The sequence below is a fragment of the Mesorhizobium norvegicum genome, from assembly GCF_004919685.1.
Taxonomy (GTDB): Bacteria; Pseudomonadota; Alphaproteobacteria; order Rhizobiales; family Rhizobiaceae; genus Mesorhizobium; species Mesorhizobium norvegicum.
Genome location: NZ_SMYZ01000022.1, coordinates 37,413 through 57,577 on the forward strand (window position 1 = coordinate 37,413; position 20,165 = coordinate 57,577).

Here is a 20,165-nt window from a genome sequence, read left to right on the forward strand (position 1 = left end):
TCATCAGTTCTTCAATTCCCCAGTTCTCCGATTCCCAGCCCTATTCCCCTAACTTGTAGAACCGGCTGATGATCCCCCAGGCCTCGTCGGCGGTGTCGACGAAGTCGATGATGTCCTGATCGCCCGGGCTGATCGTGCCCTGTTCGGCGAGGAAATCGAGATCGATCGCCCGTTTCCAGAAGGATTTGCCGAACAGGATCACAGGCACGCGCTCCATGCGTCCGGTCTGGATCAGGGTCAGCGTCTCGAAGAACTCGTCCATCGTGCCGAAGCCGCCGGGAAACACCGCCACGGCCTTGGCGCGCATGACGAAATGCATCTTGCGGATGGCGAAATAGTGGAAGTTGAAGCAGAGCTCCGGCGTCACATAGATGTTCGGCGCCTGCTCATGCGGCAGGACGATGTTGAGGCCGATCGACGGCGCGCCGACATCGTCGGCGCCGCGGTTTCCCGCTTCCATCACGCCGGGCCCGCCGCCGGTCACCACGACATATTCGCGGTAGTATGAAGCAGCCGACTGCTGCGAGCAGAGGCGGGCGAACTTGCGTGCCTCCTCGTAGTATTTGCTGTTTTTCTCGAGGTTCTTCCTCTGCGTCTCGTTCTTGGCCGCCCAGGCCTCGCCGCCGGGTTCGGGCAGGCGTGCGCCGCCGAACAGGATCACCGTCGAACGGATGCCGCGTTCGGCCAGGATCATCTCGGGCTTCAAGAGTTCGAGCTGCAACCTGACCGCGCGCAATTCACGCCGCGTCATGAAGTCGGGATCGTTCCAGGCGAGCCGGTAGGTCTCGGCACGCGTCTGCGGCGTGTCCGGCACGCTCTTCGACCGCTCCAGATCCTCGTCCGAATGCGGCAGCGGCGTCCATCCCGCCTTTTCCATAGGAGTCATATGTTTTACCCGTCCAGTTCTTTTCCCTTGCGCCGTCCCATGACGCACCCGCGATTGACCCTCACCAAGGCTTCACATAAGCAGGTTCCGCAAAAGTGTCCGGCGGTTTTGCGACAAGAACCTGCTACATGCAAAGACCCAGGCAGGCAAAGCCTGCCAAGGGGTCCGCGCGACTTTCAAAACAGGTTAAGGCGCAGCCCCTTAACAGCTTGGTAATGGAGCGAATTCATGTCGAAGCCCGATCTGGCGAACCTCGAAAAGACCATTGAGAAGGCCTTCGAGGAACGCGACGCGATTTCGACGGCGACGCGCGGCGAAACGCGTGACGCCATCCAGTCGGCACTCGACCTGCTCGATCGCGGCGCCGCCCGCGTCGCCGAGCGGCAGGCCGACGGCAAGTGGCATGTCAACCAGTGGCTGAAGAAGGCCGTGCTGTTGTCGTTCCGGCTCAATCCGATGGAGATCATCAAGGGTGGTCCGGGCGAGGCGGTGTGGTGGGACAAGGTGCCGTCGAAGTTCGACGGCTGGAGTGCCGTCGACTTCGAGAAGGCAGGCTTCCGCGCCGTGCCGTCGTCGATCGTGCGCCGTTCGGCCTATGTCGCGCCGGGCGCCGTGCTGATGCCGTCCTTCGTCAATGTCGGCGCCTATGTCGATACCGGCACCATGGTCGACACCTGGGCTTCGGTCGGCTCCTGCGCCCAGATCGGCAAGAACGTCCATCTGTCCGGCGGCGTCGGCATCGGCGGCGTGCTGGAGCCGATGCAGGCCGGTCCCACCATCATCGAGGACAATTGCTTCATCGGCGCGCGCTCGGAAGTGGTCGAGGGCTGCATCGTGCGCGAAGGCTCGGTGCTCGGCATGGGCGTCTTCATCGGCCAGTCGACCAAGATCGTCGACCGCGCCACCGGCGAAGTCTTCTACGGCGAAGTGCCGCCCAATTCGGTTGTGGTGGCCGGCACAATGCCGGGCAAGAACGTGCCGGGCGAGAACTGGGGTCCAAGCCTCTACTGCGCCGTCATCGTCAAGCGCGTCGATGCGAAGACCCGGTCCAAGACATCGATCAACGAATTGCTGCGCGATTGATCTTTGCGCAAAGCGAGCGCACCTTCCGCCGGCGCGACAATCGGTCGCGCTGGTTCAATATGGAGGGGTGACATGGACTGGAAATATCTGCTCACAAGCTTTGATGGTCGCATCAACCGTGGCAAGTTCTGGGCCGCGATTGGGGTTTTCATCGTCATTGGTATCGTTGCCTTTATTCTCGATGCGATCCTCGGCACACGCATCTCCACTGCCAGCGGCGCCCAGATCGGCATCATCGGCATTCTCGTCGCTCTGGCCTCGATCTATTTCGCACTCGCAGTCTACGCCAAGCGCTGGCATGATCGCGGCAAGTCGGGCTGGTGGAGCCTGATCATGCTGGTGCCTTTAATCGGTCCGATCTGGTTTCTGGTGGAATGCGGCATTCTCGAAGGCGCCAGGGGCGCCAATCAATATGGACCGGACCCGCTTGCCTGACAGATCAGATCTCACCTGGCTTTTCTTCAAAACATCGGGCCGCGTCAGTCGCGCGGCCTATTTTCTTGGCGGGTTGCTCGTCGCCATCATCCAGGCCTTTCCGCTCTACCGCTTCACGCTGGTGCCGGAAGGTTCGGCCGAGAGCAACATGTGGTCGTTCATCTTCTTTGTCGCCTTCATCGCCTCGCTGTGGTCCAACATCGCACTGGCGGTCAAGCGCCTGCACGACCTCGACAAGCCGGGCATTGCCGCGCTGATCCTGTTCGTGCCGGTGGTCTCGATCGTCGCCTTCCTTGTGTTGTGCCTGTTTCCAGGGCAGCCTGGGCCCAACCGCTATGGCCGGCGCACCAACGAGCCGGCACAACCCTGAGGGCCGATCGGACATGCGCTACCGCACGCTTGATCCGAAACTGATCGTCGAAACCGCCGAGCGGCTGGAAGCGCGGATCGCCGACCGTTTCCCCGAAGCGGGATTGCGTGGGGTCGCCGCCGAACTGGTCTCGCTGTCGCGCGATCTGGCCAAGGCGGCTCAGGCGCTGGAAGCGCCGATCTGGTGGCTGCGCGGGCTGATCATCGCCGCCGTCATCGCCGGTGCGCTGATCTTCCTGTTCGTCGGCACCATCCTGCCGCTCATCCACATCTCCCAGGCCGACGATGCGGTGCAGTCGGTGCAGGGCATCGAAGCCACGATCAACATGATGATCCTTGCCGTGCTCGGCTTCCTGGCGTTGATCCGCACCGAGGAGCGTATCAAACGCAAGCGGGTGTTTCGCCAGCTGCACGGCCTGCGCTCGCTGATCCATGTCATCGACATGCACCAGCTGACCAAGGATCCGGCGGCCCTTTCGGCCAATTTCAAGCCGACGGCGCACTCGCCGGCCCGCATCACCAATGCCGCCGACCTGGCGCGCTACCTCGACTATTGCTCGGAAATGCTGTCGATCACCGGCAAGATCGCAGCGCTGTTCGCGCAGTCGGTCAATGACGACGTGGTCATCGACGGCGTCAACGACATCGAAAACCTGGCGTCCAACCTGTCCCGGAAAATCTGGCAGAAGATCACGTTGATCGACGGCCAGCCGGCGACGCAAAGATCTGCTCCGGCGCCAGGCCCGGCGAGCCAAGCCGCTCCGCCTCCGCCGCACGCACCAAAGCGGTGATCCGCTGGACCATCGGCGCCGGCGTGCCGGCCTTTTCCGCCAGCCGCAGGACGGCGCCCTGCAAATCATAGATCTCCGTCGGCCGGCCGCGCTGCAAATCGTCCCACATCGATGAGCGCGCCTGCGGGTCGATCGCCAGCATGCGGCGCGCCAAGAGCTTGAACAGCCAGTCCGGCAGCCTGAGCACTTTCGGCAGCAGCGCCGGCCGTAGGCCGGCGATCCGCGCCGGCTCGATGCCGGACGCTTTCATCGCTGTGAGCGCCTCGTCGATCTGGCTGGCCAGGATCAGCCGCCAGCGCCGATCAGCCAATTCGGATGCCAGCGGCAGGCCGGAAAGCGCCACCAGCGCGTTGTTCAAATTCATCAGCAGCTTGCCCCACAGCACGGCCTTCATCTCGCCATGGGCTTCGACCGCAAACCCTTCGACACTGAGCAGGCCGACCAGGCCGGCGTTGCCGCCTTCGACCATCACCTTTCCGTCGCTGGCGCGGTGAACGCGCAACGGCAACTCACCGTCGGGCGACTGCACGACATTGAACGGCACCATGCCGGCCAGCACCATGCGCTGGCCAAGTCCGGCACGTAGCCTGTCGGCATTGTCGACGCCGTTCTGCAGGCTGACCACCACAGCATCCGGACGGGCATGGGCCTTGATGAGGGCTGCCATGTCCTGCGTCGCGCCGCTCTTGACCGTGACCAGGATCACGTCCGCCTGTGACAGGGCGGCGGCCAGATCGGTGGTGACGGCAAGCGCCTCCGGCTTGATCGAGCGATCGCGGCCCTCAAGGTCGCTGACCCGCAACCCACCCTGCCGCAACGCCGCCTCGATGCGCGGCCGCGCCAGCAGGATCACCTCGCGCCCGGCAAGCGCTAGGCAGCCGCCGGCATAGCAGCCGATGCTGCCGGCGCCGGCAATGACGATCCTTCGGTCCTCGTTCGCCATCCTGTCGCCCCGCATCCGGCCCGCAACTATACGACATGAAAACCATAATGTCGGCGGTATCGCCAGCCATGGGGCTGGCCCCTATGTCTGGCCGTGACAGGCCCCGCGCTTTCGACTATCGCTTTTGCCATGACGCTGCCGACCGATCCCGCCGAAAACCTTGCCGCCCTTATCCGTTGCGCTTCGGTGACGCCCACTGAGGGCGGTGCGCTGACCGCGCTGGAGACGATGCTGAAACCGCTCGGCTTCCTGGTCGATCGGCCGGTTTTTTCCGAAGACGGCACGCCCGACATCGAGAACCTCTATGCGAGGCGTTCCGGCAACGGCCCGCATTTGATGTTCGCTGGCCACACCGACGTGGTGCCGGTCGGCGACGAAGCCGCCTGGACGCATCCGCCCTTCGCCGCCGAGATCGCCAATGGCGAGATGTATGGCCGTGGCGCGGTCGACATGAAGGGCGGCATCGCCTGTTTCATCGCCGCCGTGGCGCGCCATGTCGAGCAGAATGGTGGTCCGAAAGGCTCGGTCTCGCTGCTGATCACCGGCGACGAGGAAGGTCCGGCCATCAACGGCACCGTCAAGCTACTCGAATGGGCGGCTTCCAGGGGCGAGAAATGGGATGCCTCTATCGTCGGCGAGCCGACCAACCCGGACGCGCTCGGCGACATGATCAAGATCGGCCGGCGCGGCTCCATGTCCGGCGCCGTCACCGTCAATGGCCGCCAGGGCCATGTCGCCTATCCCTTGCTTGCCGACAATCCGGTGCGCGGGCTGATGAGCCTGGTCGACGCCTTGCTGCATCCCGTCTTCGACAAGGGAACCAGGGATTTCCAGCCGACCAATCTGGAGATCACCTCCATCGATGTCGGCAACCCGGCCACCAATGTCATTCCGGCCAAGGCGATCGCGACCTTCAACATCCGCTTCAACGACACCTGGACTGATGAGACCCTGCAGGCCGAGATCCACAACCGGCTCGACCAGGCGGCCAGGCGCAAGAAGTACCGGCAGGGCAAGAAGACGCCGGTCGACTATGAGCTCGTCTGGCGCGACCGGCCAAGCCATGTCTTCCTGACCCGCGACGACAGACTGATCGAAACGCTTCGCGGCTCGATCAAGTCGGCGGTCGGCAAGGAGCCGACGCTGTCGACCTCCGGTGGCACGTCCGACGCGCGTTTCATCAAGGACTATTGCCCGGTGGTCGAGTTCGGGCTGGTCGGCAAGACCATGCACATGGTCGACGAGCGCGTCGCCATTGCCGATCTCGAAACGCTGACGCAGATCTACCAGCGCTTCATCGAAGACTGGTTCGGACAGGGCTGAGCATGCTTTCGGCAGACGAAACCCAAGCTTCGCTAACGGGCGCCTGGCGATTGATGCTCGGCAAGGCCGATGGATTGCGCCTGCTCGACCTGTCGGCCGACGGCTTCTGGAATTCCTTTTTCGCCATTGTCGTTGCCGCACCGGCGCTGATCGTCGGCTGGGTCGGCATCGCCAACGAGATCGGCGATCCCGATGCATTCGCGGGTCGCTTCAGCATGCTGGTGCGCCTGGCGACGGTCGACATCGGCTCCTGGGTGTTGCCACTGATCGCGCTCGCTTTGATCGCGCCGCGCGCCGGCATAGGCGGCCGCTTCGTCCACTACGTCGTTGCCAGCAACTGGGCTTCGGCCATCACCGCCTGGCTGATGCTGCCCTCGGCGCTGATCCGGCTTTTCCTGTCGTCCGCGAGCCAGGTTTCGAGCCTCGTGTCGCTGCTTTTGTTTGCCCTGTCGATGGTGCTGACCTGGCGCATGACCAACGCCACCATCGGCAAGGGCGCAGCGATCGGCACCGGCGTTTTCGTCGGTATGTTCATCGCGTCGCTGTTGGTGCTGTTCGGCCTGCAGACGCTGCTCGGCATCACCGTGCCGGATGATGTCGGGGCTCAGAGCCTTTCCGGGTTCGTCTCCGGGTAGAGCCTTCCAGCCTCTACCCAGGATAGAGCCTTCCGGCCTCTATCCTGGTTAGTCGACCTCAGGATAATCGACGCCGATAAGAAACAGCCCGTCGGGCGGCGCCACCTGTCCGCAGGCGGCGCGGTCGTGCGCCTCGAGCGCTGCTTTCAGGTCGGCCTCGGTCCAGCCGCCGTCGCCGACGCGCTTGAGCGAGCCGACCATCGAACGCACCTGATTGTGCAGGAAGGAGCGCGCCGAAGCCCTGACCTCGATCAGGTCACCTTGCCGCATCACATCGAGCCGCTCCAGCGTCCTGATCGGGCTGTTGGCCTGGCACTGGGTCGAGCGGAAGGTGGTGAAGTCATGTCGTCCGAGCAGGACCTTCGCCGCCTCATGCATGGCGCCGGCGTCGAGTCGCTTCGGCACCCACCACACCTTGCCCTTGTCGAGCGCGGCCGGCGCGCGGCGGTTGAGGATGCGGTAAAGATAGTGGCGGCCGGTGGCCGAGAAGCGCGCGTCGAAACCGTCGGAGACGACCGTCGCCTTCAGGATGGCGATGCGCGCGCCGGCCGCCTGCAGATGGGCATTGATGGCATCGCGCACCTTGTCGCCTGGCCACGCCTTGGCGAGGTCGACATGCGCCACCTGGGCGGTCGCATGCACGCCGGCATCGGTGCGGCCGGCGGCGCGCAGCCTGACCTCTTCGCCGCAGAATTTTTCGATCGCCTGCTCGATCGCCTGCTGCACCGAAGGCTGATCCGCCTGGTGCTGCCAGCCGGCAAACAGGCTGCCGTCATATTCGATGTCGAGGCGAAAACGCGGCATGCGGGGCGGCTATACGCTCTCGCCTAGGCGGCGAGAGCGGTGAAGGCGGAGGCGTAGACCAGCGTGCCTGCCTCTGGTGCGTCACCCCAGGCCAGCGCCTGCAGCGCTTCGCCCTGGTACTCGCTTTCGAAGTTCTCGGCACGCGTGTGGCTATAGCCGAAACGCCCGTAATAGGTGGGGTCGCCGAGCACCACGGCCAGCGTCTCGCCGCCATCCCTGAGGCGGATATGCGCCTCGCGGATCAGCGCGCCGCCAATGCCGCTGCCATGGAACGAGGGCTCCACCGCCAGCGGCGCGAGCGCCACGGCCGCGAAGGTCTTACCGCCATTCTGGACGAACAGCCGGGAAAACAGGATGTGGCCGACCACCTGGCCGTCTTCTTCCGCCACCAGTTCGGCAACGGCGTCGCCACCGGTCACCAGCGCGTCGACCAGCCCGGCCTCCGCCTGCTGGCCGAAAGCGTGTTCCTCGACGAGGCGAATGGCCTCGCGATCCCGCGGCGTCGCCGCGCGTATCGACATCATGCTCATGAGAATTTCATTCCTTTTTCGATCTTGGCCCCGCGCAGGAATTCCGACGCGGCAGCGGGCCTTCCGCCCGCCCGTTGAACTTCGACCAGTCTGATCGCGCCTGCCCCGCAGGCGACCGTCAGCCGGTCATCGAGAATTCCTCCCGACTCGCCCAAATCTTCCGAAAGCGACACGCCTTGCGATAGCGTCGAGCGAAGCAGTTTCAGCCGCTCCGGGCGGCCGCCAATTCCTATCTCGGACCAGGCGCCGGGAAAGGGCGACAGGCCACGAATGCTATTGTGGACCTCGCTCGCCGAGCGAGTCCAGTCCACGCGAGTCTCGGATTTATCGATTTTTTTGGCATAGGTCACCCCTTCCACCGCCTGGTCGGCAAATGTCAGGGTGTTCCTTTCCAGTCGCGCCAGCGCTTCCACCATCAGGGTTGCACCGACACTCATCAACCGATCATGCAGATCGCCGGCTGTCATATCGGGTTCGATGGCGCATTTTTCAACCATTCCCACCGGGCCGGTGTCCAGACCCTCTTCCATGCGCATCACCATCATGCCGCTTTCCAGGTCGCCGGCCATGATGGCGCGCTGGATGGGTGCCGCACCACGCCAGCGCGGCAGCAGCGACGCATGGCCGTTGATGCAGCCAAGCCGGGTTGCCTCCAGAACCGCCTTCGGCAGCAGCAGGCCATAGGCGACGACCACGGCGACATCGGCTTGCAAAGCGCGGAAAGCCGCCTGCTCGGCCTCGCCCTTGAGCGAAACCGGTGTACGGGTCTCGATGCCCAACCGCTCCGCCTCGCGCTGCACCGGCGACGGTGTCAGCTCCAGCCCGCGCCGGCCTGCCGCACGCGGCGGCTGCGTATAGACGGCCGCGATGTCGTGTCCAGCCTCGGCAATCGCGCGCAACGTCGGCACCGAAAACTCCGGCGTGCCCATGAAGATGACGCGAAGGGGCACGTCCCCTATCCCGCCAGCTTGCCCGGCGCCTTGTCCCTGGCCAGCTTCTTGAATTTCTTCACCACCATGTCGCGCTTCAGCTTCGAGATGTGGTCGATGAACAAGACACCATTGAGGTGGTCGATCTCGTGCTGCAGGCAGGTTGCCATCAGGCCCTCGGCCTCAATCTCCTGCAACTTGCCGTCGCGGTCGAGATATTTGACCCGCACGGAGGCCGGGCGTTCGACCTCGGCGTAATAGTCCGGGATCGACAGGCAGCCTTCCTCGTAGACGGAGCGCGCGTCGGCGCTCTCCAGGATTTCCGGGTTGATGAAGACCTGCGGCGCCGGCGTCTCGTCTTCCTTGGCGAGATCGATCACCAACATGCGCAGCGGCTCGCCGATCTGGATTGCCGCCAGCCCGATGCCGGGCGCGTCATACATCGTCGCCAGCATATCGTCGGCCAATTTGCGCAAGGGCGCGTCGACACGCTCCACCGGCTTGGAAACCTGGCGCAGGATGGGGTCGGGAAGGATGATGAGCGGCTTGATCGGCATGGCGTTCCACCTAAGACCTCCAGCGAAAAGCGTCAACCGGTGGGTCCGGGGATCGTTCACGTTTTGATCTGTGCCAGACCGCCGAATCGGCTATGCTGTCCACATGAATGATCTGAGCACTATCCTTTCGGAGCCTGTCGCCCGGCTTGGCGCCACCACGGTCACGCTCGGCCATGCGCTGGCCTTCGGCGCCTTGCTGTTTCTTGGCCTGTTCGTGGCGCTCGTCATCGCGCTGTGGCGATCGGCCAAGGCGCGCGCCGTGGCGGCCGCGGAAGCTGCCGACCATGCCCGCGACGCCGAGGCGCGGATGGCCGGCATTCTGCAATCGCAAGCCGAGATGCAGGGCCGCATGGGCGCTATCGCCGAAGTGTTCGGGGCACGGCAAGCGGAGCTGACGCAGTCGATCGGCCAGCGCCTCGACGCCATGACCGGCCGACTCGGCCAGACCATGACCGAGCAGACCAAATCCACGCATGAGAGCCTGGCCAAATTGCAGGAACGGCTGGCGATCATCGATGTCGCGCAAGGCAACATCCAGTCGCTCGCCGGCCAGGTCGTGCAGCTGCAGGCGATCCTCTCCAACAAGCAGACGCGCGGCGCCTTCGGCCAGTCGCGGATGGAGGCGATCGTCGCCGACGGCCTGCCGCACGGCGCCTACGAATTCCAGGCGACGCTGTCGAACGGCAGCCGGCCCGACTGCCTGGTGAAGATGCCGAACGGCGCACCTTCGCTTGCTATCGATGCCAAGTTTCCGCTGGAAGCCTGGAATGCCATCCGCGCCGCCGACGGCGCCGACCTGCAGAAGGTCGCCTCGCAGGCCTTCCGCCGCGACATCGAGATCCATGTCCGCGATATATCGGAAAAGTACCTGATCCAGGGCGAGACCCAGGACACCGCCTTCATGTTCGTGCCGTCGGAATCGGTGTTCGCCGAGATCCACGAGAATTTCGAGGCGATCGTGCACAAGGCGCACCGCGCCCGTATCGTCATCGTCTCGCCGTCGCTGCTGATGCTGTCGATCCAGGTCATCCAGGCGATCCTCAAGGACGCCCGCATGCGCGAACAGGCGCACCTGATCCAGGGCGAGGTCATCCGGCTGATGGAGGATGTTGCGCGTGTCGACGAGCGGGTGCGTAAGCTGCAGGTCCATTTCGGCCAGTCCGCCAAGGACATTGACGACATCCTGGTCTCGACGTCGAAGGTCACCAAGCGCGGCCAGAAGATCGAGGCGTTGGAGTTCGGCGCGCAGCCCGACGGCGATGCCGCCGCGGACGCCGCGTCACGAGCCCCGGCGGCGAAGGTCGAGCCCAGCCCGCGCGTTGCCGATTCGAAAACCGGACAGCTCAGGCTGAGGGTCGTCGAAGGCGACGAATAGAGCCGCGCTACTGCTCCTCTATGGTGGTCATGCCCTGAAATTCAGGCAGCCAGTGCAGCGCCGAGCGGTGCCATTTCTGCTGTGTCGGGATCAAATCCTCGCGTTGCCGCGCGGTCCCCACTCGAATTCCATAGACCTTGGGACCATCTCCGACCGATGTGGCGTAAAGGTGCGAACCGCAGTCGGCGCAAAAGGCCTGAGCGCGCTTGGCGCCGCTCGCCACGGTCTTGATGTAGATTTTCGGTGTACCCTTGGTGATCCGGTAGTTGCTTTCCGGCGCCGGAACCGTCACGCGAAAAGCCGTGCCGGTCAGTTGCTGGCAATCCGTGCAGTGGCAGATGTTCGTCTTTTCCGCATCGACCTCCGCCTCGTAGGTGATGGCGCCGCAATGGCAGCCGCCGTCGATTTTCATCCTGGCTCCTCCCGAAATCCGTCCTGCAATCTTTAGCGTGGCGGCGTCGCCAGGCAATGGCTGGCGGCTAGTCCAGGGCCTCTCCGGATGCCGCCTCGACCACCTTGCGCCGGCGCTCCCAGGTTCCGGTCGTCTGCGGCTTGACGAACAGCAGCGTGATCTCCGGCATTTCCTTTTTCAGCCGCGCTTCGATGCGCTCGACGCAGGCCTCGATCTCGGGCGCCGCCAGATGATCCTCGAACTCGATGCTCAAGCCGGCAACGATCTCCTGTGGGCCCATGTGCAGCGTCAGCACGCCGTTCGCCCGCTGCACCGCCGGGTCCTGCTGGGCAATGGCCAGTACTTGTTTCTGCACCTCGGGCGACGCCGGTTCGCCAAGAAGCAGGCTCTTGCTTTCACGCGCCAGGAAGATCGCGGTGGCGCCCAGGATCAGCGCGATACCGATCGAGGCGGCGCCGTCGAGCTGCGGCATCTCCAGCAGCTCCGCCGCCAATATGCCGGCGAAGGCGACGATCAGGCCGAGAAGTGCGGCACTGTCCTCGAACAACACGGTGTAGACGCTCGGATCCTTGCTGCGATGAATCGCCGCGAACCAGCCGAGCTTGCCCTTTTGCTTGCGGAACTCCCGCAGCGCCACCAGCCACGAGGCGCCTTCGAACAGCGCCGATAGCGCAAGAACGATGTAGTTCACCTTGGCATTGGCGACCGACTCGGGCGCCAGGATGTGGACCACGCCTTCATAGAACGACACGCCGGCACCGAGCGCGAAGACCAGAAGTGCAACGATGAAGCTCCAGAAGTAGAGCTCGCGGCCATGGCCAAGCGGATGCGTGCGGTCGGCCGGGCGGGCGGCGCGGTGCATGCCGTAGAGCAGCAGGCCGCCATTGCCGGTATCGACCAGCGAGTGCACGCCTTCCGACAGCATCGCCGAGCTGCCGGTGAAGAGGGCGGCGGCGAACTTGGTCACCGCGATGGCGAGATTGCCGGCGAGCGCTGCGTAGATGACTTTCTTTGAGCCGCCATGCCCGGCCATGCGGTGTTCCCCTTCAAGGTACCCAGTCTAGCGGGCCGACCGTCGAAGCTCCACAGGCATCACAACGCGCGAATCGCCCGGTCGTTCAAGGCGGCGGTCGCTCAAAAGGTTGCTTGGTAAAGACCGGCGGGTGAAAGACGTCGACTATTCGACGATCTCTTCCGTCCACACCTTGAAGCCGGCGAGCGTGCCCGGCCCGAAAATATGGGTCAGCGGCACATCCGCGGCGTCGCGGCCGGAGGCGATCAGGACGCGGCCGATGCGCGGCGCATTGTTGCGCGGGTCGAAGACATGCCAGCGGCCGCCGAGATAGACTTCCATCCAGGCGCAGAAATCCATGCTCGCCCACGGCTTCGGCATGCCGATGTCGCTGATGTAGCCGGTGCAGTAGCGCGTCGGGATGTTGAGGGCCCGGCAGAAGGTGACGGCGAGATGCGCGTAGTCGCGGCACACGCCGCTCTGTTCGCGGTAGGCTTCCGCCGCGGTGCGCGTCGGCCGCGCATTGCCGTAGTTGAAGACGATGTGGTTGTGGACGAAATCGCAGACCGCCTGCACGCGCGGAATGCCGAGCGGCGTGTTGCCGAACAGCCGCCACGCCTCGTTCGCCAGCAGGTCGCTCTCGCAAAACCGGCTGGGCAGCAGGAACAGCAGCGTGTCCGCCGGCAGGTCGCGCACCTCGTGCTGCCAGGCCATCAGGTCGCCCATCTCGAAGGTGCCGGGATCGCGGATCACTGCATCGGTACCGAAGGTGAAACGCCCGGGCGGTGCGACGAACCGGTTGCACCAATTGCCGAAACTGTCGCGATAGCTTTCGATCGGCACCGGCGGATTGGAGGTCAGGAAATCCGGCCGTTCGAGATCGGAGGCACGCGAATAGTGGACATTCAGCATGGCGATGAGCGGGGTTTCCTGAGGAAAGTCGAAGCTCATCTCGCAGCCGATGTGGATTCGCATTGTCGTCCTGACGGCCTGCCTGACGATCATCCGGCGAAGGCACGGGTTGATGCTGCAGTGCGAAAATGACCATGGCACGGACCGCCATGGTTTACGAGCAAATTAGAAACCGGTTGAAAGCGATCCGCTGACGGCGGCAGCCGTCGCTAACCCCTTGCAGTCGGGCGGTTCTCTTGTTTCACTTCACTTCCCACATCAGGAGGAACGAATCATGGCTAAAGGTGCGATGAAGGCAGGCAAGGAAGCCCGCAAGCCGAAGAAGGACGCCAAGAAGCCCGCCCCGGCTCCGGCCCTGAAAGCGCCGCCGGTCAAGGCGATGAAGCTCAAGGACAAGTAAGTCCGGCCCTATCCGCTTCGGAATAAGATTACGACCGGCAACACTGTTGCCGGTCGCTGTTGATCGAGCGCCCGAAATTCCTATATTGGCGTGGCGGGGACGACCTCGCGCTTCCCCAAAAATCCGGACGGGACGACCTGCCATTGTTTGACTGAGCGTCGGACACCGAAAATCACTTTTCGGTCCGACGCTCTGATGGAGCGTTGTCGATGTCGTGGATTCTTCTCTTTTTTGCCGGCCTGTTCGAGATCGGCTGGGCAATCGGCCTCAAATACACGGACGGCTTCTCGAAGCTGGTGCCGACCGTGCTGACCGTTGCCTCGATGGTTGTCAGCCTCACTCTGCTGGGCCTGGCGCTGAAGGCGCTGCCCGTCGGTACCGCCTATGCGGTGTGGACCGGCATCGGCACCGTCGGTACGGCACTGCTCGGCATCTGGCTGCTCGGCGAGCCGGCCACCGCGATCAGGCTGGCCTGCATCGCGCTCATCGTCTGCGGCATCATGGGGCTGAAGTTCGCCGCCTGAGCATAGCGGCAGACGAACACGTTCAGGGCCGCTGTGAGGCGACCCTGATTCTCGAAGCAGATTGCTTCGTAGCCTGGAGGCTAGCGGGCCGAGAAGCCCGGAGGCGTCCTGCCGGTGCGCTGCTTGCGCGCTGCATAACGCGCGTCGCGCTTGGCCTTGCGTTCGGCTTCGTCGGCCAGAAAACGGGCGATGCGCTCGTTCTCTTCGGATTCCCGAATCTTGGCCTCAGCCTGCGCAGCTTCCTCGGCGGCGATACGTGCCGCCTCGGCTGCTGCCTCGCGCTCGGCCTTCTCGACCGCTTCGCGTGCCAGCTTTTCCTGCTTCAGCCGGGCCTTTTCGGCCTCGCGGATTTCGCGAGCCTCGAGGATCGCCTTGCGTTCGGCCTGCCGCGCCAGCACTGCGGGATCATCCGCCGCCGGCTTTGCCTTGAAGCGCTCGAGGAGCGCCTTCTTTGCCTCGTTTGCGGCGTTGCGCCGCTCGAAAACGTCTTTTTCCCTGTAGATAGCCAAGTCCACTTCCCTGAAGTCAATTCGCGACGCTTACATACGCGCGAAAACCGAGAGTTCAAGCGCCAAAACGGCATGGCAGCCATGAAATTGTTGGCTGTTGCAGCCGGGAGACGCCCTTTCGGCCGAAACCGACATGCACTGTTCACCGTCCGCCCCTCTGGCGGCGCGGCTGGCGGATGGCTACCTCTAGCCGCAAAACCCAACATCAGGATGACATCAGATGGAACTCGGTCTCTACACCTTCGCCGACGTCAGCCCGCAGCCGGGTCCCGGCGCCATCGGCCCGCATGAGCGGTTGCGCAACCTGATCGAGGAGGTCGAACTGGCCGACCAGGTCGGCCTCGACGTCTTCGGTCTCGGCGAGCACCACCGGCCCGATTATGCCGCCTCCGCGCCCGTAGTCGCCCTGGCCGCGGCGGCCGAGCGCTCGAAACGCATCAAGCTGACCAGCGCGGTCACCGTCCTGTCTTCCGATGATCCGGTGCGTGTCTTCCAGCAATTTGCCACGCTCGACCTTCTGTCGGGCGGCCGCGCCGAGATCATGGCCGGGCGCGGCTCGTTCATCGAATCCTTCCCGCTGTTCGGCTACAATCTCGAGGACTATGACGAGCTGTTCGCCGAAAAGCTCGACCTGCTGCTTGCCATCCGCGATAGCGTGAAGGTTACCTGGTCCGGCAATCTGCGGGCGCCGATCAACGATCGCGGCGTTTATCCCCGGCCCTTCCAGGACAGGCTGCCGGTCTGGATCGCCATAGGTGGCACGCCGCAATCCGCCGCCCGCGCGGGTGCGCTCGGCCTGCCGCTGGCGCTCGCCATCATTGGCGGCGAGCCGGCGCGCTTCGCGCCGCTGTTCGACCTCTACCGCGAGGCCGCCAAGCGGGCCGGCAGTGATCCCGCAGGCCTCGCCACCAGCATCAACGTGCACGGCTTCATCGCTGAAACGACGGACCAGGCGGCCGACGATTTTTACGGCCCGCAGGCGGAAGTCATGAACCGCATCGGCCGCGAGCGCGGCTGGGGTCCGACATCGCGGGCGCATTTCGACCAGTCGCGTGGCCCGAACGGTGCCTTGTTCGTCGGCAGTCCCGAGCAGGTGGCCGAAAAGATCGTCGCCCAGCACAAGATCTTCGGCAATGACCGTTTCCTGCTGCAGATGGCGATCGGCACCATGCCGCATGCCAAGATCATGAAGGCGATCGAACTCTACGGCACCAGGGTGGCGCCGATCGTGCGCAAGGAAACGGCCAGGGCCGCACCGGCACTGGCAGCGCCCGTCGCCTGAGCCAACGGCAAGGCCTGCGGGCGCGGGCCTTGCCGGCTAACGGAACCTAGCGGCTGCCGCGGCGTTTTCCGTCGACGGATTGCACCAATTGCAGTGCGTCGCTGAGGGAATACGATGAAAGCCGAACCCGCCGCTTTGGGCGCAGGCGTTGCCGAGGCTGAAGATTCGCGCGTCGCGGCTCGCGCCGATACGCATCTGATGCGTTCACTGCTCATCGGCATCTTCCTGTTCATGGCCATCTACGCGCTCTACTTCGCCCGCGCCTTCTTCATGCCGGTCATCCTGGCTTTCCTGCTGGCTCTGACGCTGACGCCCATCGTCCGGTTCCTGCGCAAGCACGGCATCCCCGAAGTGATTTCGGCGACCCTTCTCGTGCTGTTGTCGATCTGCATCCTTGCCAGCGCCGGCTACCTGCTCAGCGGCCCGATCATCGACCTCATCAACAACACCTCGTCGATCGGCCAGCAGCTCACCGAACGGCTGGCGCAATTGCGGCGACCGTTCGAGAGGATCATGCAGATCTCGCATCAGGTCGAGCAGCTGACCGAGACGTCGCAGGAGCCGGGCATCCAGAAGGTGGCGGTGGCGCAGTCCGGCATCATGTCGGCGGCGGCCAGCAACATCCTGTCGGCGGGAACAAGCCTCACCATCATCTTCGTGCTGTCGCTGTTCCTGCTCGCGTCCGGCACAATGTTCTATGAAAAGATCATCCAGTCCTTCGCCCGTCTCAGCGAAAAGAAGCGGGCGCTGCGCGTCGTCTATGACGTGGAACGCGAAATCTCGCACTATCTGCTCACCGTCACCATCATCAATGCCGGTCTCGGCGCCGTCATCGGCCTTGGCCTGTGGGCACTCGGCATGCCCAACCCGCTGGTCTGGGGCGTCGCCGCCGCCCTACTCAACTTCCTGCCCTATGTCGGGGCGCTGTTGACCATCGTGCTTGTTGCGGTCATGGCGCTGATCAGCTTCGATACAATCGCCTATGCACTGCTGGCGCCGGCCTTCGTGCTGTTGTGCGACATCGTCGAAGGCCAGTTCGTCACACCGATGGTGGTCGGCCGGCGCCTCGAGATCAACGCCGTGGCGGTCTTCATCGCCATCGCCTTCTGGTCATGGCTGTGGGGCTTCGTCGGCGCCCTGATGGCGGTGCCGCTGCTGGTCGTCATCAAGGTGTTCTGCGATCATTTCGATGGGCTGAGCCATGTCGGCAATTTTCTCGCCGCGCAGCAGACGACCGTCGTCGAGGAGGACGACAACGCCGACACCGAACCCGCGAAAGTCTGATCAATATTTTTGAATTTGCGGCGTCGCCGGGCGCTTCCTACATGCGGTCCTGACACAGGATACCGTTCATGACCGACCTTTCCGTTCTCGACCTGTCGCCGATCATCGAAGGCAGCGATGCCTCGCAGTCGCTGGCCAACTCACTCGATCTTGCCCGTCATGCCGAGCGGCTGGGCTACAAGCGCTTCTGGCTGGCCGAGCATCACAACATGCCGGGCATTGCCAGCGCGGCGACTGCGGTCGTCATCGCCCATGTCGCCGGCGGCACGAAGACCATTCGTGTCGGCGCCGGCGGCATCATGCTGCCCAACCATGCGCCGCTGGTGATTGCCGAGCAGTTCGGCACGCTGGCCGCTTTGCATCCGGGCCGCATCGATCTCGGCATCGGTCGGGCGCCCGGCACCGACATGGGCACGGCTCGCGCCTTGCGCCGCAACCTCGAGGCAGGCGTCGACAATTTCCCGCAGGATGTCGTCGAGTTGATGGGCTATTTCCAGCCGGCCGAGGAAGGCCAGCGCATCCGCGCCGTGCCCGGCGAAGGCCAGAACGTGCCGGTCTGGATCCTCGGCTCCAGCCTCTACGGCGCGCAGCTCGCCGCCATGCTCGGCCTGCCCTATGCCTTCGCCTCGCATTTCGCGCCGGCGGAGCTGGATCACGCGCTGGACGTCTACCGCTCGCGCTTCCAGCCGTCGGAGCAGCTCGACAAGCCGCATGTCATGCTCGGCCTCAACGTCTTTGCAGCACCCACCGACGCCGAGGCACGTTTGCTGTTCACCTCGTTGCAGCAGGCTTTCGTCAATCTGCGGACCGGCCGGGCCGGCCGGCTGCCGCCACCTGTCGAGAACTATGACCGCGATCTCGATCCGATGGCCAAGACCATGCTCGGCCAGGCCTTGTCCTGCGCCGTCGTCGGCTCCCCGGAAACGGTCCGGCAAGGCATCGATGCCTTCGTGCGCCGCACCGGTGCCGACGAGTTGATGGTCACAGCGCAGATATCAGACCATGCGGCGCGGGTGCGGTCGTTCGAGATCCTGGCCGAGGCCCATAAATCGCTGTCGCAAGCGGCCTGACAGTCCTGGAACGAGATACTCCTGGCTTGGAAGGTGCGGTCCGCCTCTGCTAAAGGCAGGGCACCCTTCCGCAAGATCGAGCGCCCCCGTGAACAATGACCTTGACGCCCGCATGCAATTTGCCATCGATCTGGCGCGTCGGGCAGGCGAACTCGGCCTGAAATATTTTCGCGATCTGGAAAACCTGACCATCGAGAGCAAGGGCCATCAGGACCTGGTCTCGGACGGTGACCGCGAGGTCGAGCTCTTCATCCGCGCCGCCATTGCTGCCGATTATCCCGAAGATGGCATCGTCGGCGAGGAACATGCCTCGGTTGCCGGTTCGACGGGCTATGTCTGGGTCATAGACCCGATCGACGGAACCGCCAACTTCGTGCGCGGCATTCCGGCGTGGTGCGTGGTGATCGCCTGCGCCAGGGACGGGGAGGTGGTGGTTGGCGTCATCCATGAGCCGTCGACCGGCGAGACGTTTCACGGCAGGCTCGGCGGCGGCGCCTTCGTCAACGACCGGCCGATCAGGACCAGTGCGGCGACCAGCATTGAGGAAGGTTCTGTCGGGACCGGATTTTCAAACCGCGCCGATACCGAAAATGTCGCCGTACTGATCCGAATGCTCCTGGCCGACGGCGGCGCTTTCTTCCGCAATGCTTCCGGCGCGCTGATGCTCGCCTATGTCGCCGCCGGCCGGCTGCTTGGCTATGTCGAAGAGCACATGAACGCCTGGGATTGCCTGGCCGGCATGCTTCTGGTCGAGGAAGCCGGCGGCACGGTGGTGAAACCCGATCCGAAGACGGTGCTGCAAGAGGGAACGCTGGTCATCACGGGCGGCAAGGGGGTCTTCCCGAAACTGCACGCGCTTTGTTCGGAAGCGTTCAAGCTCTAGGATATGACAGGGTCAGGCGCTCACGCTCTGCGCAATCGCTCCGAGCGGGCGGCATGAATTGCGGATCATCAGCCGGCCCTTGAGCACCAGCTTGCGCGGCGGCGCGTCCCTGTTGCCGGCGAGACGGTCGAGCAGGAGGTTGGCCGCCTGTTCGCCGATCGCCTGCACCGGCTGAGCCACCGTGGTCAGCTGCGGCTGGAACACGTCGGACCATGGAAAATCGTCGAAACAGGCAACCGAAATGTCTTCCGGGCAGGACAGGCCGATGTCGCGGATCGCCTTCATGGTGCCGATCACCATCGGGTTGTTGGCGGAAAAAATCGCGCTTGGCCGATCATGCGAGGAAAGCATCTGCATGGTGGCATTGTAGCCGTCGATCTCGTGGAAATTGCCGAAGCGGATCAGCTCCTCCGCGATCGGCAGGCCGGCGGCGTGAAGCGCCTCGCGATATCCCGCCATGCGGTCATGCATCGGCGAAATGTCCGACGTGCCGGTGATGTAACCGATGCGTCGATGGCCAAGGTTGATCAGATAGGTGATGGCGTCGAACACCGCGCGCTGGTTGTCGAGCACCACGGTATCGGTGTCGACGCCTTCGCAGATGCGGTCGAGCAGCACGACCGGCACATTGGCGTCGTCGACGATCCCCTTGAGGATCGCGCCGTCGCCGACGCGCGCCACGATCAGCCCGTCGACCATGCGGTCGAGCAGCAGCCTGATCTGGTCGTCCTGGGTGTTCAGATCCTCGTCCGTGCAGCACAGCATGACGGCATAACCGGCCCGGTCGAAGGCCTGCTGGATGACCGAGACGACATCGGTGAAGAACGGGTTGGTGATGTGCGGCACGGTCAACCCGATGGTGCGGGTCGTGCCCATCTTCAGGCTGCGGGCGATCGCATTGCGCTTGTAGCCGATATCGCGGATCGCCTGTTCGATGCGCTGGCTGAGTTCCGGACTGACCGTCGCCGTGCCGTTGATCAACGCCGACACGGTGGCGACCGAGACACGCGCCGCCTCGGCCACATGAAGCATTGTGGGTGCGGTGGATCTGCGCTGCTTTTTTCGCCCTGACGCTGTCATTTTCGAAACGTTTCGTCACCCCTTGCTGCCAATACCTACGGAATGCCGCCTTTTTTAGCAAGAATCGAAATGCATCAAACTTCCGTCACCGGATATCGGCTTGACACGATCGAAACGTTTAGATTAGCGTTTGCGGG

Annotated in this window: 24 protein-coding genes; 13 read left to right on the forward strand and 11 right to left on the reverse strand. The window is 64.0% G+C overall.

Annotation, left to right across the window (positions count from 1 at the left end):
* Window positions 1–40: 40 nt before the first annotated feature.
* Window positions 41–886 (reverse strand): LOG family protein, encoded by an 846-nt coding sequence (locus FCU66_RS09735; protein WP_136616062.1) that lies wholly within the window; start codon window positions 884–886, stop codon window positions 41–43.
* 228 nt (window positions 887–1,114) lie between these two features.
* On the opposite strand from FCU66_RS09735, the gene dapD reads away from it, so the two are divergent.
* From dapD to FCU66_RS09755, 4 genes are all read left to right on the forward strand, one after another.
* Entirely contained in the window at window positions 1,115–1,969 is an 855-nt protein-coding gene (gene dapD / locus FCU66_RS09740) for a 2,3,4,5-tetrahydropyridine-2,6-dicarboxylate N-succinyltransferase (RefSeq protein ID WP_136616061.1), read from the forward strand.
* 72 nt (window positions 1,970–2,041) lie between these two features.
* Complete coding sequence (locus FCU66_RS09745; RefSeq protein WP_136616060.1) at window positions 2,042–2,404, forward strand: DUF805 domain-containing protein; 363 nt, start codon at window positions 2,042–2,044, stop codon at window positions 2,402–2,404.
* Window positions 2,397–2,774, forward strand: a complete 378-nt coding sequence (locus FCU66_RS09750) for a DUF805 domain-containing protein (RefSeq protein WP_024502086.1) — start codon at window positions 2,397–2,399, stop codon at window positions 2,772–2,774. The genes FCU66_RS09745 and FCU66_RS09750 overlap by 8 nt, the downstream gene beginning before the upstream one ends.
* A gap of 13 nt (window positions 2,775–2,787) precedes the next feature.
* Window positions 2,788–3,564 carry a hypothetical protein gene (locus FCU66_RS09755; RefSeq protein ID WP_136616059.1) on the forward strand — a complete coding sequence of 259 codons (777 nt, stop codon included), beginning with the start codon at window positions 2,788–2,790 and terminating at the stop codon, window positions 3,562–3,564.
* Here the strand turns inward: FCU66_RS09755 and FCU66_RS09760 are convergent.
* The gene (locus FCU66_RS09760) at window positions 3,464–4,507 is read right to left on the reverse strand and encodes a 2-dehydropantoate 2-reductase (RefSeq protein ID WP_136616058.1); all 1,044 of its coding nucleotides are present in this window, start codon (window positions 4,505–4,507) and stop codon (window positions 3,464–3,466) included. The genes FCU66_RS09755 and FCU66_RS09760 overlap by 101 nt on opposite strands.
* A gap of 129 nt (window positions 4,508–4,636) precedes the next feature.
* Between FCU66_RS09760 and dapE the strand changes: the two genes are divergently transcribed.
* Complete coding sequence (gene dapE, locus FCU66_RS09765) at window positions 4,637–5,830, forward strand: succinyl-diaminopimelate desuccinylase (protein ID WP_136616057.1); 1,194 nt, start codon at window positions 4,637–4,639, stop codon at window positions 5,828–5,830.
* A 2-nt stretch (window positions 5,831–5,832) separates the two neighbouring features.
* Window positions 5,833–6,465 (forward strand): transporter, encoded by a 633-nt coding sequence (locus FCU66_RS09770; protein WP_136616056.1) that lies wholly within the window; start codon window positions 5,833–5,835, stop codon window positions 6,463–6,465.
* A gap of 48 nt (window positions 6,466–6,513) precedes the next feature.
* Here the strand turns inward: FCU66_RS09770 and truA are convergent, their stop codons facing one another.
* From truA to def, 4 genes are read right to left on the reverse strand one after another with little or no spacing between them, the layout of a single operon-like run.
* Entirely contained in the window at window positions 6,514–7,269 is a 756-nt protein-coding gene (truA, locus tag FCU66_RS09775) for a tRNA pseudouridine(38-40) synthase TruA (RefSeq protein WP_136616055.1), read from the reverse strand.
* 23 nt (window positions 7,270–7,292) lie between these two features.
* On the reverse strand, window positions 7,293–7,799 hold the full coding sequence (locus FCU66_RS09780) for a GNAT family N-acetyltransferase (RefSeq protein WP_136616054.1): 507 nt from the start codon (window positions 7,797–7,799) through the stop codon (window positions 7,293–7,295).
* Window positions 7,796–8,749 carry a methionyl-tRNA formyltransferase gene (fmt, locus tag FCU66_RS09785; RefSeq protein ID WP_136616053.1) on the reverse strand — a complete coding sequence of 318 codons (954 nt, stop codon included), beginning with the start codon at window positions 8,747–8,749 and terminating at the stop codon, window positions 7,796–7,798. Before fmt ends, FCU66_RS09780 begins: the two co-directional genes overlap by 4 nt.
* Window positions 8,750–8,754: 5 nt before the next feature.
* Window positions 8,755–9,285 carry a peptide deformylase gene (gene def / locus FCU66_RS09790; RefSeq protein ID WP_136616052.1) on the reverse strand — a complete coding sequence of 177 codons (531 nt, stop codon included), beginning with the start codon at window positions 9,283–9,285 and terminating at the stop codon, window positions 8,755–8,757.
* A gap of 103 nt (window positions 9,286–9,388) precedes the next feature.
* Between def and FCU66_RS09795 the strand changes: the two genes are divergently transcribed.
* Entirely contained in the window at window positions 9,389–10,660 is a 1,272-nt protein-coding gene (locus FCU66_RS09795) for a DNA recombination protein RmuC (protein WP_136616051.1), read from the forward strand.
* 7 nt (window positions 10,661–10,667) lie between these two features.
* Here FCU66_RS09795 and FCU66_RS09800 read toward each other — a convergent pair whose 3' ends face one another.
* The 3 genes from FCU66_RS09800 to FCU66_RS09810 all read right to left on the reverse strand — a co-directional run bounded on the left by FCU66_RS09800 (window position 10,668) and on the right by FCU66_RS09810 (window position 13,059).
* The gene (locus FCU66_RS09800) at window positions 10,668–11,072 is read right to left on the reverse strand and encodes a GFA family protein (RefSeq protein WP_136616050.1); all 405 of its coding nucleotides are present in this window, start codon (window positions 11,070–11,072) and stop codon (window positions 10,668–10,670) included.
* Between the two features lie 67 nt (window positions 11,073–11,139).
* Window positions 11,140–12,105 carry a cation diffusion facilitator family transporter gene (locus FCU66_RS09805; protein ID WP_136616049.1) on the reverse strand — a complete coding sequence of 322 codons (966 nt, stop codon included), beginning with the start codon at window positions 12,103–12,105 and terminating at the stop codon, window positions 11,140–11,142.
* Window positions 12,106–12,249: 144 nt separating this feature from the next.
* A complete protein-coding gene (locus FCU66_RS09810; protein ID WP_136616048.1) occupies window positions 12,250–13,059 on the reverse strand; it encodes a transglutaminase-like domain-containing protein in 810 nt (269 codons plus the stop codon).
* Window positions 13,060–13,270: 211 nt separating this feature from the next.
* On the opposite strand from FCU66_RS09810, the gene FCU66_RS42520 reads away from it, so the two are divergent.
* Complete coding sequence (locus tag FCU66_RS42520) at window positions 13,271–13,396, forward strand: hypothetical protein (protein ID WP_013528464.1); 126 nt, start codon at window positions 13,271–13,273, stop codon at window positions 13,394–13,396.
* A 209-nt stretch (window positions 13,397–13,605) separates the two neighbouring features.
* Window positions 13,606–13,920 carry a quaternary ammonium compound efflux SMR transporter SugE gene (gene sugE / locus FCU66_RS09820; RefSeq protein ID WP_013528463.1) on the forward strand — a complete coding sequence of 105 codons (315 nt, stop codon included), beginning with the start codon at window positions 13,606–13,608 and terminating at the stop codon, window positions 13,918–13,920.
* 80 nt (window positions 13,921–14,000) lie between these two features.
* On the opposite strand, the gene FCU66_RS09825 is transcribed toward sugE, so the two are convergent.
* Window positions 14,001–14,429, reverse strand: coding sequence for a DUF6481 family protein (locus FCU66_RS09825; RefSeq protein ID WP_109667244.1), 429 nt, complete (start codon window positions 14,427–14,429; stop codon window positions 14,001–14,003).
* A 220-nt stretch (window positions 14,430–14,649) separates the two neighbouring features.
* On the opposite strand from FCU66_RS09825, the gene FCU66_RS09830 reads away from it, so the two are divergent.
* The 4 genes from FCU66_RS09830 to FCU66_RS09845 all read left to right on the forward strand — a co-directional run bounded on the left by FCU66_RS09830 (window position 14,650) and on the right by FCU66_RS09845 (window position 18,948).
* Window positions 14,650–15,711, forward strand: coding sequence for an LLM class flavin-dependent oxidoreductase (locus tag FCU66_RS09830; RefSeq protein WP_136616047.1), 1,062 nt, complete (start codon window positions 14,650–14,652; stop codon window positions 15,709–15,711).
* A 114-nt stretch (window positions 15,712–15,825) separates the two neighbouring features.
* Window positions 15,826–16,995, forward strand: coding sequence for an AI-2E family transporter (locus tag FCU66_RS09835; RefSeq protein ID WP_136616046.1), 1,170 nt, complete (start codon window positions 15,826–15,828; stop codon window positions 16,993–16,995).
* Window positions 16,996–17,063: 68 nt separating this feature from the next.
* Window positions 17,064–18,065, forward strand: a complete 1,002-nt coding sequence (locus FCU66_RS09840; RefSeq protein WP_136616045.1) for an LLM class flavin-dependent oxidoreductase — start codon at window positions 17,064–17,066, stop codon at window positions 18,063–18,065.
* Window positions 18,066–18,153: 88 nt separating this feature from the next.
* Entirely contained in the window at window positions 18,154–18,948 is a 795-nt protein-coding gene (locus FCU66_RS09845) for an inositol monophosphatase family protein (protein ID WP_136616044.1), read from the forward strand.
* A 12-nt stretch (window positions 18,949–18,960) separates the two neighbouring features.
* Here FCU66_RS09845 and FCU66_RS09850 read toward each other — a convergent pair whose 3' ends face one another.
* Window positions 18,961–19,980, reverse strand: a complete 1,020-nt coding sequence (locus tag FCU66_RS09850) for a LacI family DNA-binding transcriptional regulator (protein ID WP_126067169.1) — start codon at window positions 19,978–19,980, stop codon at window positions 18,961–18,963.
* Window positions 19,981–20,165 lie beyond the last annotated feature (185 nt).